Source organism: Peribacillus sp. R9-11 (assembly GCF_031345095.1).
GTDB lineage: Bacteria > Bacillota > Bacilli > Bacillales > DSM-1321 > Peribacillus > Peribacillus butanolivorans.
Genome location: NZ_CP133763.1, coordinates 4,237,663 through 4,253,380 on the forward strand (window position 1 = coordinate 4,237,663; position 15,718 = coordinate 4,253,380).

14 protein-coding genes are annotated in these 15,718 nt (G+C 40.4%); all 14 read right to left on the bottom strand.

What is annotated here, in order from left to right; genetic code table 11:
• Positions 1-82 precede the first annotated feature (82 nt).
• The 14 genes from RE409_RS20640 to hflK all read right to left on the bottom strand — a co-directional run bounded on the left by RE409_RS20640 (position 83) and on the right by hflK (position 15,662).
• Positions 83-253 carry a hypothetical protein gene (locus tag RE409_RS20640; protein ID WP_201223415.1) on the bottom strand — a complete coding sequence of 57 codons (171 nt, stop codon included), beginning with the start codon at positions 251-253 and terminating at the stop codon, positions 83-85.
• Between the two features lie 104 nt (positions 254-357).
• On the bottom strand, positions 358-2,289 hold the full coding sequence (gene thrS / locus RE409_RS20645) for a threonine--tRNA ligase (RefSeq protein ID WP_056529270.1): 1,932 nt from the start codon (positions 2,287-2,289) through the stop codon (positions 358-360).
• Positions 2,290-2,729: 440 nt separating this feature from the next.
• Entirely contained in the window at positions 2,730-3,566 is an 837-nt protein-coding gene (ytxC, locus tag RE409_RS20650; RefSeq protein WP_053347255.1) for a sporulation protein YtxC, read from the bottom strand.
• A 120-nt stretch (positions 3,567-3,686) separates the two neighbouring features.
• Positions 3,687-4,625: a primosomal protein DnaI gene (gene dnaI / locus RE409_RS20655; protein ID WP_053347256.1), complete on the bottom strand. Its 939-nt coding sequence runs from the start codon at positions 4,623-4,625 to the stop codon at positions 3,687-3,689.
• Complete coding sequence (locus tag RE409_RS20660) at positions 4,612-6,030, bottom strand: replication initiation and membrane attachment family protein (RefSeq protein WP_190271063.1); 1,419 nt, start codon at positions 6,028-6,030, stop codon at positions 4,612-4,614. Before RE409_RS20660 ends, dnaI begins: the two co-directional genes overlap by 14 nt.
• Before the next feature lie 58 nt (positions 6,031-6,088).
• Positions 6,089-6,550 (bottom strand): transcriptional regulator NrdR, encoded by a 462-nt coding sequence (gene nrdR, locus RE409_RS20665; RefSeq protein ID WP_053347258.1) that lies wholly within the window; start codon positions 6,548-6,550, stop codon positions 6,089-6,091.
• A gap of 259 nt (positions 6,551-6,809) precedes the next feature.
• The gene (speD, locus tag RE409_RS20670; RefSeq protein ID WP_053348147.1) at positions 6,810-7,190 is read right to left on the bottom strand and encodes an adenosylmethionine decarboxylase; all 381 of its coding nucleotides are present in this window, start codon (positions 7,188-7,190) and stop codon (positions 6,810-6,812) included.
• A 390-nt stretch (positions 7,191-7,580) separates the two neighbouring features.
• Positions 7,581-8,618, bottom strand: a complete 1,038-nt coding sequence (locus RE409_RS20675; protein ID WP_201223413.1) for a glyceraldehyde-3-phosphate dehydrogenase — start codon at positions 8,616-8,618, stop codon at positions 7,581-7,583.
• Positions 8,619-8,777: 159 nt separating this feature from the next.
• On the bottom strand, positions 8,778-9,377 hold the full coding sequence (coaE, locus tag RE409_RS20680; protein ID WP_309557997.1) for a dephospho-CoA kinase: 600 nt from the start codon (positions 9,375-9,377) through the stop codon (positions 8,778-8,780).
• A 24-nt stretch (positions 9,378-9,401) separates the two neighbouring features.
• On the bottom strand, positions 9,402-10,034 hold the full coding sequence (gene ytaF / locus RE409_RS20685) for a sporulation membrane protein YtaF (protein ID WP_201186149.1): 633 nt from the start codon (positions 10,032-10,034) through the stop codon (positions 9,402-9,404).
• An 80-nt stretch (positions 10,035-10,114) separates the two neighbouring features.
• Positions 10,115-10,945, bottom strand: coding sequence for a DNA-formamidopyrimidine glycosylase (gene mutM / locus RE409_RS20690; RefSeq protein ID WP_201250583.1), 831 nt, complete (start codon positions 10,943-10,945; stop codon positions 10,115-10,117).
• Positions 10,946-10,965: 20 nt separating this feature from the next.
• Entirely contained in the window at positions 10,966-13,590 is a 2,625-nt protein-coding gene (gene polA / locus RE409_RS20695) for a DNA polymerase I (protein ID WP_201186151.1), read from the bottom strand.
• Positions 13,591-13,716: 126 nt separating this feature from the next.
• Positions 13,717-14,649: a protease modulator HflC gene (hflC, locus tag RE409_RS20700; protein WP_201186152.1), complete on the bottom strand. Its 933-nt coding sequence runs from the start codon at positions 14,647-14,649 to the stop codon at positions 13,717-13,719.
• Entirely contained in the window at positions 14,646-15,662 is a 1,017-nt protein-coding gene (gene hflK, locus RE409_RS20705; protein WP_201187983.1) for an FtsH protease activity modulator HflK, read from the bottom strand. Before hflK ends, hflC begins: the two co-directional genes overlap by 4 nt.
• Positions 15,663-15,718: the final 56 nt, after the last annotated feature.

Genomic DNA, 15,718 nt, shown 5'->3' on the forward strand with positions numbered 1-15,718 from the left:
CTCCCCACTCCCTCATATAAATATTTTATTGGGTAATTAGCTGAATTTACATCTTGGATCTATTAACTAGAGTCTTCAAATGTTACGGGTTTTCTTTTGCCCTTTTCTTTTTCTCAATAGCATCCCACGCAAATAGAACTATCCAAAACAGCAGGACCGGGACAATAGCATATTGTCGATAACCATCCAGTAACAATAAGATGATGACGACAAGAAATGTTGGCCCGAATAGATAGGAAAATTTCTTATTCATGCTGACCACTCCTTTTCATTGTTGACTATACTTTCACATGCTGTTGTTATTAATCATGCATTATGCAAAAGAGAGACACAACAATATGTGTCTCTCTTTTGATGTTAACGGCTTACTTCTGCTTTAATCGCTGAAACAAAGTCTTCAAACGCGACTGTTTCTGATTTTTGTTCACCGTATTTACGTACGTTTACACTGCCTTCTTGGGCTTCATTGTCACCAACAACCAGCATGTACGGGATTTTCTGCATTTGTGCTTCACGGATTTTATAACCAATTTTCTCGTCACGTGTATCCAAATCAACACGGATGCCTTCTGCTTTAAGTTTTTCTTGCACTTCTTTGGCATAATCCAAATGAACTTCTGGTGAGACCGGAATCACTTGTGCTTGGATAGGTGCCAGCCAAGTTGGGAATGCCCCCTTGTATTCTTCGATTAAGTAAGCAACGAAACGTTCCATTGTGGAAACAACTCCGCGATGGATAACGACCGGACGGTGCTGCTTGCCGTCTTCACCGACATAGTTAAGATCAAAACGTTCAGGAAGCAAGAAATCAAGTTGAACAGTTGAAAGAGTTTCATCTTTTCCTAAAGCTGTACGTACTTGAACGTCAAGCTTCGGACCGTAGAATGCTGCTTCACCTTCTGCTTCAAAATAATCTAGTCCAAGTTCGTCCATCGCGCTTTTCAGCATGCTTTGTGCTTTTTCCCACATGGCGTCATCATCAAAATACTTCTCTTTATCCTGCGGATCACGGTAAGACAGACGGAATGAATAATCCTTAATATCGAAATCTTTATATACTTCCAGAACCAAGTTCACAACACGTTTGAACTCTTCTTTAATTTGATCTGGACGGACGAAAATGTGAGCATCATTCAATGTCATCCCACGTACACGCTGTAGACCAGAAAGAGCGCCTGACATTTCATAGCGGTGCATCAAGCCAAGCTCAGCAATCCGGATTGGTAGCTCGCGATAGCTGTGGATGCCGTTTTTATATACCATCATGTGATGCGGACAGTTCATCGGACGCAGGACCATCTGTTCGTTTTCCATCTCCATGACTGGGAACATATCATCCTGGTAATGATCCCAGTGTCCAGATGTTTTATAAAGGTCAACACTTCCCATTACAGGTGTGTACACGTGGTCGTAACCCAGGCGTTCTTCCTTATCTACAATATATCGCTCAATTGTGCGGCGAATTGTCGCACCCTTTGGTAACCACATTGGCAGACCTTGTCCAACTTTCTGTGAGCTCATGAACAGGTTCAATTCTTTTCCGATTTTACGATGGTCACGTTCTTTAGCTTCTTCTAGGAAACGTAGGTGTTCGGATAGTTCTTCTTTCTTAAAGAAAGCAGTTCCGTATATACGTTGAAGCATTTTGTTTTTGCTATCGCCTCTCCAGTATGCACCGGCGACGCTTAATAGCTTGAATTCTTTAATTTTCCCAGTAGATGGAACGTGGATTCCGCGACAAAGGTCAAAGAATTCACCTTGCTCATAGATCGTTACTTGCTGATCAGCAGGAATAGCATCGATCAATTCCAATTTATACTCGTCACCAATTTCTTTGAAACGAGATATGGCTTCGTCACGACTTACTTCGATGCGAGCAATTTCCAAGTTTTCATTAACGATTTTCTTCATTTCTTTTTCAATCAAAGGAAGATCTTCAGGTGTTAATGATTCCTCTAGATCCATATCGTAGTAAAAACCGCCTTCGATGACAGGGCCGACACCGAATTTAGCATTTTTGTAAAGACGTTTGATCGCTTGTGCCATCAAATGAGCTGTACTGTGGCGAAGCACTTCAAGCGCATCTGCTGCATCTTGTGTGACGATTTCAATTGTACCGTCTTCTTCAATTGGACGTTTCAAATCATATAATTCACCATTGAACTTTCCAGCAATGGATTTTTTTCTTAAACCAGGGCTGATGGATGCAGCAATGTCTTCAGTAGTTGTACCTTTAGCAAACTCCTTCACCGCTCCGTCAGGAAATGATATTTTCAGTAATTCAGACATTCAGTTTCACTCCTTCTTATTTTTAGAACAATCTGTTTTCAGTTATAGGTATCCGAGCGAGAAATCTAATTACAACACAAAAAGCCCGCCCCTGTATAAAACAGGGACGAGCTTAATAATCATAATCATTAACCCGCGGTTCCACCCTCGTTTCACCTTGCTTTTCACGGCAAAATGACACTTGTAACTTGGTAACGGCAGCTTCCCGTCAACTCATAGTCGCAATCTAATTGCTTTCCGAGCCGAAGTTTAAAGGTGGTAAGTGATCTATGCGAATAGGAAGCTTACAGCCTTTTGGCTCCCCTCTCTGAAAATCGGCGACTAGAATACCCGTGTCCTCATCATAACTTTTGTTTTTAATAGTATGTAGGAAATTATAATTTGTTATACGGTGAAAATCAAGGTTAATTTTCTGTTTAGTTCATTATCCCCAAAAAAGATTATTCAAACGCCTTCGAAAATGCTGAGAGCGGCAGGACAGTCGCCCGCTCCTCGAAAATCCGCGCCATTGTTTGAATTAGGCCTTCTTCCTTGTCATCGGTATAGATGTACAAGTTTTCCGGAGCAATCGATAACAGCGGGGCAAGTATCACCGTATCGAGAAAAAGTGAACTTTTGGCAAGGAGCCGCCTGTCAATCATACTATTGATTTTTGGACGGTCAAGCTTGCTGAATTCCTGATCATAGAATTGAAAACCGTCTCGATTGACAAGATGAAGCTTTGGTAATTTCGACTCCTGCCCATGCAGGCAATCACGGAGCGTAGCAATAAAATTTTGATAGTCCTGTTCCAACTTATATTCATCAATCGCCTTGACCACATACTTTTCCAACGTATGCTGAAATGATTTTAAACGGAAAGTCGTAAAGGAATCGAATGAAAAAGACACCTTCCCCGCCAAAATGCTTTGAAGCCCTTCCTCAATCAATTTTTTTTCCGTACTGAATAACATCCCTTGACACCTAGCTCTTTCTCCTTCAATAATCGATGATGCAATTTCGGTAATCGCTTCAATTTCTTCTCGTTCTCTATAGAAAAATTTACTAATTATGATTTGTTCAATCACAGGAAGCATCTTTTCTTCCAACAAAAAAGAATGAAATACTTCACTGAGCAGGATTAGCCATTTATCACCTACTGACTCTGTCATATCCACATACATACCTTGTTGTGGAAGAAATCGAATGTATGGTTGAAATTCTGCCCCTAACGGATGGACAGAAACTAAATTCAGTAATTTTAATGCCTCTGAATCATTTTGAAACGAAATTTGCACTACGACATCCCCCCTTCCCCCTTGCTTCTTTTTTCATGTATATGGGGATAGGGACTTGTTTAGAAGTAGGATAAGGCTTGTAATAGAAAAAAGTGACCTCTAATAAGAGACCACTTTCCACTATCTTCTCCGGTTTATTCCATCAAGCTTGACCGGTTCTGCTAAATATTGAATTCTTTCCAATACTCTGGCCGCTTTCACTTCTTCCTTCTCACCGCGCTGTGAAAAGGTTAAGTGATTTTCAAGGCCATTCATGTCAAAATTCGAAGTGAAAAACGTAGGCAGGTTTTCCAGCATCCTAAATTGCAAAATTGGCCCAAAGACTTCATCGCGGCCCCAGCTTGTCATAGACTCGGCTCCGATATCATCCAGCATAAGAACAGGTGCCGTTTTGACCATTTCAATTTTCTCATTGACGGTATTATCGCCAATCGAGCCCTTTAGTTCTCTTAAGTAGTCCGGTACATAGACGATTAGTGAGGATATTTGCCTTTCAGCGAGTTCATTGGCAATTGCCCCCAATAAATAAGTCTTGCCAACGCCGAACTTCCCATAAATATATAATCCTTTTTGTCTTTTACCCGGCTCATACTCCATAATGAATGACATCGCTTTACCTAAAACGCCTAAACGTTTGTTTTCATCATCCGTTTGTGAAAAGTCTTCAATGGTAGCCTTTAAAATATCCTTTGGCACATAAAGACTGCGAATCAATTTTTCGCGTTTTCGCTTTTCATCCTCTGCCAATTTCCGCGGACAGATTTCATAATTCAAATTAAGTGCCTTCCCTTGAACAACCAGTTTGGGATAATAGCCATGCATCATATTGATACAGCCATCCAAACTTGGACATTTATCACACTTATTACTTTGCGAAGTAAATTCATAAAGCTTCCCTAAGTTTTTATCTATCATTTCCTTCGTAACAGTCGAACTATTGGCATTCAAAAATAGCCGCACCTGTTCGTCTTCAAAAATTTCCTGTTTTAACTTTTCATAACGCTCCTGAAATTGGTTTGTATTAGCCAATTTATTAAGGGAACTATTAATCTTTTCCATCGTTCATTTCACCTCCTGCTTTCCACTGCTTCCATTTCTCCTGAAGCTCGCGTTTCTGTTCATTCAATTCAGGCTGATCCACTTTCTGCTCCTGCTGTGTTTCTTCTTTTTTCTCAAGCCATTCGGGAACCACTTCTTCCCGAATCGTCTTTTTCCGGCCGCCTTTTGCAACGTTTCTGCTTCCCTGAGCCCAATCCTGATATTTCCGGTGCTCTTTTTTAGCTAGTTCCATCGCTTCGATGACAGTAGACACCTTCAGACGTGCCCAATGGCCCGCCAGTTTTTCCACATAGCCCTTTGTGAATTTCATATCTGTTTTGAGCATAACATATTCAATTAAGACATTGACGACCCCCGGATTTAGCTTTTGGTTGATCATCACACCTTCTACCACTTTCAAATCACCGCTGGATGGCTCTGCACCGCCTGACAACTGCATCAGACGGTCGCGCGGGGAAATCGTCTCCAAATGACGGATTAGCTCTTGTTCCTGCGTTTTCGGTTCTTCTTTTTGTGTTCGTTCACGTATCGGCTGCACGCGATTGACAAGGGAAGGCATATCGGCCTGTCGCTCGATTTGGTACCAGTCCCTTGCCGCCTTTCTTAATATTTCCTCGTCGATCTCATCATCCAATGAAACGGCATCCATAACTAGTTTTTGCATTTCAAGCGGATCAATGCCATATAAAAAGGCAAGTTTGGCAATCGTACTTTTTATTTTCGGAGTAAAGGCCTTTTTCGGCACGATTGATGATTTTATTCCGGCTAACAAAAGGTCAAAATCAAATAAGCCGTCAAATCCCGATGGCTCGACTCCATCCGCTCGATTGATATATTGCTGTTCGGGCAAAGGTTTCCATTCGTTTTTCGCTTCATCTGTTACATATAAGGAGTCCAAATGATCTGATGAAAACACCTCTGCAAAAGATTTTGTCACACTTTCATACTGATCCGTTAAAATGTGATCATCGCAAAAGAATCTCTTTAACCGGTTAAATTGTACTTTGCCAATTTTTTTGTATAAGTATATATTCAGCATACCATCAGTGAAAAACTGTTGAGGTGACAGCGGCGAATTCAATTCGTAAATAAATTCCTTCGTATCTTCTTTCGATTTCTTATACACATTCAGCAGTCCGATTCCCTCAAGCAAAAGGCGTGCTTCGTAAATATCGCCTAATTTAAGGCCAATTGTATTCATTAATTGATAATGTGAGGAAGCTTCCGACCAGAGCCGATTTTCCTCTAACTCACTCCATAACGTCATGTATAGGCTAATACAGATCGGTCCAATAAGAGGTTGATATAGTCGGGTTAGTATTTTCCGATCATAATCATGAAGCAGCCCCGCAGATGAAACCAAGTATGAATCCGCTGGGAGCAATTCTTGCCAATGCATTGACATCTCCATTCAAACCTTTCAAAAGATGTAGTGAAAAAAGAGCCAAAGTAAATCTTCAGCTCTACTTTCTTTCTTTATTTATTAAATCTTTCAATTCATCAATAAAGACATTAATATCTTTAAATTGTCGATATACGGAAGCGAATCTAACATAGGCAACCTCATCGACTTCTGCCAGTTTGTCCATCACCATTTCGCCGACATTGTCACTTTTCACTTCTGCGATGCCCTGGTTGCGCAATTCCTTTTCTACATAACTGGTAATTTGCTCCAATTCCTTTAGTGGAACTGGACGTTTTTCGCAGGCCCTGATTAAGCCACGTAGGATTTTATCACGACTGAACTCTTCCCGTGTCCCGCCTTTTTTCACTACAATCAGCGGCGTTTCCTCTACCTTTTCAAATGTCGTGAATCGAAAACCACATGCCTCACATTCACGGCGTCGTCGAATCGATTTACTTTCATCGACTGGCCTGGAATCGAGCACTCTTGTTCCATTATATTGACATGATGGGCATTTCATCATTATCAGCTCCGTATTTTATGTAGGACTCCCCTATCTAAATGTTCCCCAAGGATTTACTCTTCTATCTCAATCTTATATTAAAAGGAACAACCAGTACAAGTAAAAAGTGTAACTTCCAACAGTAGGCACTTTTTTGAAGGAGCGTTATCAGAGTCTTTATGCTTTTTACTAGTCACAATCTTTAGTTTAAAGCGGGCTTGCTAATTTATTGCATTAAAAAAGAGATGCACCCATGGCATCTCTGTGTATACGTTTTTTATAGGGCACTTATATTGGCTTTTTTCATTTGTACCGGACCTAATCCACGTGGAAGTTCAATGTTTTCACGTGTTTGCGCATTCAAAGCTTCAGCAATATAGTTTGCCGCAATATTCGGATCCAAATTACCACATGTATAGACATCAATGCTTGCATAGCCGTGTTCTGGAAAACTGTGAATCGTTAAATGTGATTCAGAAATGATGACAACCCCACTTACTCCTTGTGGAGCAAACTTGTGGAAGGCTACTTCGCGAACCTCTGCACCTGACTTCAATGCAGCATCAACAAAAATCTTTTCAATCAAATCAATATTGTTCAGTTTTTCAAAGTCACAACCCCAAAGTTCAGAAATGACATGTCTACCCATTGTTTCCATAGTGTAAGCTGTTTCCATTTTAAGCTTCCCCCTTACCATGATTAAAAATTACATAACTTCTAACAACTACCACGGGGGAAAGTTAGTCCAAAGAGGTCCTAACCCTTTAAGTAGCCATCGTGCAAACTCTCTTTTGAAGAAGTTCACGATTCATAGTATATATTGTTTGAAATTTTTTTGCAACTGCCATTTTGAATTTTCGGCAAGATAATGTTTATACAAAAAAATGTAAGGGCTTTCTTAATGAAGTCCTTGCCCTTTGAATCATTTCATAGCAGTTTATCACTTCGCAAAAAAAATTTCACATTAAACCGCTAAAAATAGAATTAAAAATTCGCTAAAAATAAACCCGAGCCCGCTAAAAGACTCAGCAGACTCGGGTTTATTCAACTAATTAGCAGATAATTGAACTTCTGAAGTTTTTTTCAACTCGGAAGCTACTAAATTTACAAGATCCACTACACGGTTTGAGTAACCCCACTCGTTATCATACCAAGCAAGGACTTTCACTTTTCTATTCCCAATCATCATCGTTGATAGACCATCGATGATTGCAGAGTGCGGATTAGTTTTGAAGTCACTCGAAACAAGAGGTTCTGTCGTGAATTCCATAATCCCTTTAAGTTCATTTTCTGATGCGTCAATGAATGCTTGGTTCACTTCATCAATCGTTACATCATGATTTAAGTCCACAACAAGATCGACTAAAGAAACGTTAGGTGTTGGTACACGTATCGCCATACCGTGAAGCTTGCCTTTTAATTGAGGCAAAACTAGAGAGATGGCTTTAGCCGCTCCTGTTGTCGTAGGAATGATACTTTCTGCAGCTGCACGAGCACGTCTTAAGTCTTTGTGCGGGTTATCGATATTATTTTGGTCATTTGTATAAGAATGAATCGTTGTCATTAAACCGTTGTCAATGCCGAATTTTTCATCGAGCACTTTCGCAACTGGTCCAAGGCAGTTAGTTGTACAAGATGCATTGGATATAACAAAATGCTTGTCAATTTCTAGCGCTTCCTGATTGACGCCCATTACAATGGTAACGTCTTCATTTTTACCCGGAGCGGATAAAATAACTCTTTTTGCCCCTGCATCTAAATGAAGAGCCGCTTTAGAACGATCATTGAATTTGCCCGTAGCTTCGATTACAATATCTATGTTCATCTCTTTCCAAGGCAATTGCTTTGGATCGCGGTTATTTATTAGTTGTACACGGCGGCCATTCACTACAAGTGAATCATCTTCCGCTACAATTATACCGTCGAATTTACCATGGATCGTATCATATTTTAGTAAGTGGGCTAAAGTTTCAGCAGGATAGCTTGCATTAATGGCAACAATGTCCAAACTCTCATCTAATATGGCCTTTCGGAAAACCATTCTTCCAATTCTCCCAAATCCGTTAATCGCTATTCTTGAATTCATTGTTCGGACCCTCCTGAAAATATTAATGTTATACTTATTACCTCTCATATGTAATTAGTATAACATAATTGAGTGCAATTGTGCTAATAAAAATGCGGATTGTTGTTATTTTTTCAAAATAAAAGGAAGAAACCATAAGGCTTCTCCCTTTTTTCTCATTTATAAGACATTCCAATTGCAAAGTACGGTTTTAACCTGCTTCTTTGTTTCCTCAAGATTCCCATTATTATCAATGACCGCATCCGCTAAAACTTTTTTATCAGCTAACGGCATCTGTGATTGAATTCTTGCAAGTGCATCTGTCTCTGATAATCCATTCCGGTTCATTAAGCGTTCCAATTGAACGCGCTCATCTACATATACCAATAGAGTCTTTTCAACCATGAATGTTAACTTACTTTCGAATAGGAGCGGAATATCCATAAATACCGTTTCTTCTCCTGCAGCGAGTGCCTTTTCCGTTTTTAGACGCATCCAATTCCTAACAGCAGGGTGCACGATACTATTTAAAAGCAATCTCTTTTCTTGATCATGAAATATAATAGACCCTAATTTCACCCGATCAATATTGCCATCCACCAATAAAATATTTTCACCAAAAGCTTTTACTACTTGATGGTAGGCTTCTTCACCTGGCTCTACGACTGCGCGGGAGGCCACATCTGCATCTACAATCGTGAAACCGAGTTCCTGTATATAAAGGCTGACGCTGCTTTTCCCGCTTGCAATCCCCCCGGTGATTCCAATGATTTGTCCCATAAGCTCCCCCTTTTAAATCAATTATTATAACTTGAATACACCAATTAAAATCAATAGCACGCCCGGAAGAAAGGTTAACTGCTGCACAATTTTATTATTTGAAAGCAATTTCCCGCTTTGAAGTCCGCTCCAAATGAAGATTGAACTCATTACAGCGATACATATTGCGAGAATAATCGGAGAAATCCCGATCATAGCTGCTCCAACTCCAGCTCCGAACGCATCAAGCGAAAGTGCAAACCCGAGAACAAGTGCTTCAACACCAGTAATTGTTCCTGATTTGTCAAAATCGGCATTCAATGGTTTTTGTAAAATATTTATGACTACTCCAAGTGATTTAATTTCAAAGTTAAAGATGATTTTTTCATGATATCTCTCGTCGTTCAATTCCTTATCAGGCTTAAAATACTGGTATACCATCCAGGCACCAAGAAAAATGAGAATGATGCCCCCAGTTTTTTCAGCCGCTCCGACAGAAATAAGCTGACTGATGAACTGCCCGATGACCATCGCAATGCCTAAACTCAGTGCCGAACAAAATGAAATGACCGCTATTGACTTTAAGGGGATTTTCATCTTTCGCATACCAAATGTCAAACCTACGCCAAAACCGTCAATACTTACTGCAAAAGCAAGAAAAATAATTTGTAGCCACATCGGAATTATTACTCCTTCCCTTCTCGTTGCTACCCTAGTATATGGAAGGAGCCCATCCGATGTGTTTGAAAAGACATTGACTAGTTAAGTCGCTGACACAACGGGCATATATGTGTGCCGCGTCCGGCTACAACTAGCTTTTCAAGTGGTGTACCGCACGTTTTGCAGTTCTCTCCTTTACGTCCGTAAACATTAAGTTCTAACTGAAACATGCCGATTTGCCCTTGAGAGTTAATGTACGAACGAATCGTACTTCCCCCTTTTTCCACCGCTTCACCTAATGTTGCTATGATTTCGGAATGCAGCTTTTTAATTTCCTCTAACGTAAGTGAAGAAGCTATTCTCTCTGGATGAATCCCGGAACGGAATAAAGACTCGTCCACATATATATTTCCAATTCCAACGACAACAGTTTGATCTAGAAGAACTGGCTTAATCTTCCTACTGGTTCTTGCCAGCTTCGCACTAAGCCCCTCGACTGTAAACTCTTCTGATAGCGGTTCAGGACCTAAATGCGATAATGGCAATTGCTCAAGTTCTTCCCCTTTTGTAAATAAATGCATCGTCCCGAACTTCCGGACATCCCGGTACCTAAGTTCACTGTCATCCGTAAAAGTAAAAATAACATGAGTGTGCTTATCATACGGCTCTTCTTTTGGATGCACTCCGTATTTCCCTTCCATCCTTAAATGCGAAACCAATGCATAATCATCCAGTGTGAAAATGAGGAACTTGCCTCGACGGCCTATTCGCTGAATTGTCTGCCCTCTTAAAGCATCCTGAAACTGTTCGACAGGTTCAGGTGCTTTAATAATCTTAGGCCAGAAGACGGACACTTCCTTGATTTCTTTTCCAAGTACGAGCTGCTCTAACGTTCTTCTGACTGTTTCTACTTCAGGAAGTTCTGGCATTACTAATCACCTATCTTTTATTATTTGGCATCAAACCATGTTGGCCCGTAAGCATAATCCACTTTGAGAGGCACATTTAATTCAATAGCATTCTCCATTTCCTCTGGTACGATTTTCTTAAGGATTTCGAGTTCTTCCGGAGGTGTCTCAAAAATTAATTCATCATGCACCTGCAGAAGCATTCTCGTTTTTAGCCCCTCTTTTTTCAGACGCTTATTCATATTAATCATGGCAAGTTTGATGATATCTGCTGCACTGCCTTGAATTGGCGTGTTCATGGCTGTCCGTTCGGCAAAACTTCTAATGTTGAAATTACGGCTTGTAATCTCAGGAATATAACGCCTTCTTTGCAGCAAAGTCGTACTATATCCTTTTTGACGAGCTTCATGTATGCTTTCTTCCATATATTCCTGTACACCAGGAAAGCTTCTTAAATACTTCTCAATGAACTCTCCCGCTTCTTTTCTAGTAATGCCAAGGCTTTGTGAAAGTCCGTAGTCACTTATACCATAGACAATCCCAAAGTTAACCGCTTTTGCTTGGCGTCTCATGTTCGAAGTGACTTCCTCTGCTGATACATGGAAAACATCCATCGCTGTTTTTGTATGGATATCCATCCCTGCCTGAAACGCTTCAACTAGGCCGCTATCATTGGCGATATGTGCAAGCACTCGTAACTCGATCTGAGAATAGTCAGCAGCAAAAACAATCCAATCCTTTTCAGAAGGGATAAACGCCTGCCTGATTTTCCGGCCTTCCTCTAGCCTGATTGGGATGTTTTGAAGGTTAGGGTCTGTCGAGCTTAATCGGCCGGTCTGGGTTAATGCTTGGTTGAAACGAGTGTGTACCTTATCTGTTTTCCGATTGACTACTTTGAGCAAGCCTTCAATATAGGTGGATTGCAACTTACCAAGCTGACGGTAAAGTAAAATTTCTTTCACAATATTATGCTGGCTCTCCAATTTTTCCAGCACATCAGCTGACGTAGAATAGCCTGTTTTAGTTTTCTTCAATACTGGAAGCTCCAACTTTTCAAAAAGAATTACCCCAAGTTGTTTCGGTGAATTGATATTGAAAGCCTCTCCAGCCAGATCAAAAACTCGCCCTTCGATGGTTTTTAATCGAATAGCTAATTCCTGCCCCATGTTTTTCAGTCGTCCAATATCTACCTTAACACCCTGCCACTCCATATTAGCCAAGATAATGGACAAAGGCAGCTCAAGTTCCGTTAACAAATGGTATTGCTCAAACTCCTGCAGCTTTTCAACCATAGGTTCTTTTAAAGAAAAGATAGCCTTCGCTTTTCTGGCGATATGATCTCTCAATTCAGATTCTTCGGGTACCTTGCGTTTTGCACCTTTTCCATAAAAAACATCATCGGTTTCAAGACGTATGGTTCCTTGAGTTTTCGTGATTTCGGCCACTTCATCCACTGACTCTGCAGGATCTAAGATATATGATGCTAGAAACACATCAAAATCAATGCCTTTTATTTCAACTCCTCGATGGCGCAGTGCTACAACCGTGCGCTTTGCGTCAAAAACCGTTTTCTTTTTTGTTTCATCTTCTGCCCAAGATTTAAATATATCTGAAGTCAGTGCCGTCTCACCATGGAAGTAAAAATGGCCATTTTCATTGCTGACGGCTATTCCAAGAATGTCTGCATGATGATAATTATCTTCTAAGATTTCAACATATAAAGCACTTCCATCAGCAAACAACTCTGCAGTCATTTCCGAAGTGTGAACCTCAATTTTTTCTTGTTCAATCGGTACACTTTCTGAAACATCCAATTTATCGAGCAGCGTGGAAAAACCAAGCTCTTTATAAAATGAAATAACCCTTTCCTGGTCCATTCCGTTGTACTCGGTCTCATTGACCATAACTTGAATTGGCGCTTCCCTTGTAATCGTCGCAAGCTCTTTGCTTAACAAAGCAAGGTCTTTATGTTCTTCAATTTTTTCCTTCAATTTTTGACCGCTTACCTCATCAATCGAACTTAGCAGGTTCTCAACCGTTTCAAATTGGTGTAATAATTTAAGTGCCGTTTTTTCACCAACTCCCGGTATGCCAGGAATATTATCGGAAGCATCACCCATCAACCCTTTTAAATCAATGATTTGCAGGGGTGAAAGGCCGTATTTTTCATGTATATGCTTTGGTGTATATTCCTCAATTTCAGTGATTCCCTTTTTCGTGATTGAAACCGTCGTACTCGGGGAAGATAATTGGGTTAAATCTTTATCACCGGAAATGACTTTTACCTCAAAACCATCTCTTTCCGCCTGTAGAGACAGCGTACCGATAATATCATCGGCTTCGTAATTTTCCAATTCATACCTTTTTATTTGGAAACAGTCGAGCAACTCGCGGATAAAGGGGAATTGCTCGGATAATTCAGGCGGCGTTTTCTGGCGTCCACCCTTGTATTCTTTAAATGTCTCATGTCTGAATGTCGTTTTACCGGCATCAAAAGCCACAAGAATATGCGTTGGCTTTTCTTCTTCAAGAATGCGGTTAAGCATCATGGTAAATCCGTACACCGAATTCGTATGTACACCCTTATCATTATTCAAGAGCGGAAGCGCAAAAAATGCGCGGTAAGCAATACTATTTCCATCTATGAGTACTAACTTTTTATCCAAATTCGTCTTCCTCCAGTCACACAGGGTTATGTAGTTCAGCTTCTATTTATAAACGCAAAAAGCCGTGCATTTTCTTTCTCTATTCTACCATGAGTAGAAGTGGAAAGAAAAATGACGGCGACTATGCTATTTTGTATTTCCCATTAACAAGCTAGCGTACGGTGAATCTGATGGCAGAACGATGACCGTTTGATCACCAATCGTTTTTTTATAAGATTCAAGCGTACGGTATAGTTTATAGAAATCAGGATCTTTGGAAAACGACTTATTATAAATTTTCGCTGCTTCCCCTTCTCCCTCAGCCCGAATCACTTCTGCATCTGCCTCTGCAGTCGAAAGCAATTCTTTTACCTTTCGATCAGTATCCGCAATAATTCGGTTTTTCTTCGCATCTCCTTTGGATAGGTACTCTTGCGCTTTCGATTCGCGCTCGGAAATCATCCTTTTAAAGACGGATTCTTCATTTTCCGCAGGCAGATCCGTCCGTTTTATCCGGACATCAGTTAGGCTGATTCCGTAACTGTCTTTTTGTAGCAGTTCGTTAACTTTCTCCGTAATACGGTCGTTCAAGCTTCCCCTCGATGACTTCTCATCATTAATAATTTCATCATAATTCAACTGACCCAACTCTGAACGTACTGCCGAATAGATGAACTCTTCCATTCTCGTTTCCGCATTCTCGAGTGTCCTTGCATTGGTGATCAATTTTTTTGGGTCCTCTATCCTCCAGACCGCATAGTTATCGATGAGCATCCGCTTTTTATCTTTTGTATTGATTTCCGCCTCTGACACATCAGAACTCATTTGATATTTTGGCAGGGTAACCACACTTTGAATGAATGGTACCTTCGCCTTTAATCCTGGGGTTTTATCGATTCTAACCACCTCACCGAATTGGCGGACGACTTTATATTCACCCTCCTTGACGATATACACATTGGTGAAGATAATCAGCAGCAACACGATAAATATAATGAGGAAAATCCCTATTTTAACATAGCCTCCCCAGTGAAAATTACCTTTCCTCATCTCATTAAAATCAATTACTTTTCCGCTCATTGTTTGGTGCCTCCTTCCCCTGTCGCTTTTTCTTCAGGTACAGACTCCTTCTTCGTTTCTTCTTCAGGAATAGGGGTTTTTTTCGTTTCCTCTTTTTCTAGTGAGCGAAGTGGTAAGTACTTCATTGTATTTCCATCATCATTCATGATATAAATCTCTGCATTCGGCAATACTTCTTCAAGCGTTTCAATAATAAGACGGTCTTTTGTTATACCCTTATTGCCTTTATATTCACTATATAATTTTTCAAAGACCGCTACATCCCCACGAGCAGCCTCCGTACGAGCGGCTTTATCACCATTTGCTTGTGAGATAATGGCGTCTTTTTCCCCTTCAGCTTCATTAATACGTTTGTTTTCATATTTATCCGCTTCATTGCTTTTCGTATTCGCCGTTTCTCTAGCATCTGTGACATTCGTAAAGGCTTTCCGCACTTCTTCATTCGGTAACTCCACATCCTGGAGCTTAACCGCAGATATTGATATGCCTACATCATATTTCTCCATTAACTGTGATAGCAGTTCCCGGACATCTGCTTCAATTTGTGCTTTACCGGAAGTAAGTGCATCATCAATTTTCGTGCTTCCGATAATACTTCTTAAAGCAGCGGAAGTCGTGTCATATAAAATTTTCTCTGGATCATCTGCATTGTACAGGTATTTTGGAGGGTCTGTGATTTTCCATTGAACCACTAGGTCAGCAAGAACAATATTTTCATCCCCCGTAATCATCTTGGTCTCCCTCGGATAATCTGTTACCTCTCCATTCTCCTCCTTGTATCCAAATTTAAGACTGAATGTTTCTTTCGATAGTTTTTCAACCGACTGAATCGGCCAAGGCAGCTTAAAGTGAAGGCCTGGTTCTGTAATCGTCTGCTCTACCTTACCAAACGTCATAATGACAGCCTGATCGGATTCATCTACCGTGTACCAGGTCGATATCGCAACAACACCAAAAATTAAAATAAGAAATACTAGTCCTGTGATTGTATATATCCTTTTTAAACTGACGATATGTATCACCCCTTATTTGCCGTTATATCTTATTTACGCAAGGAAGGGTCTAAAGT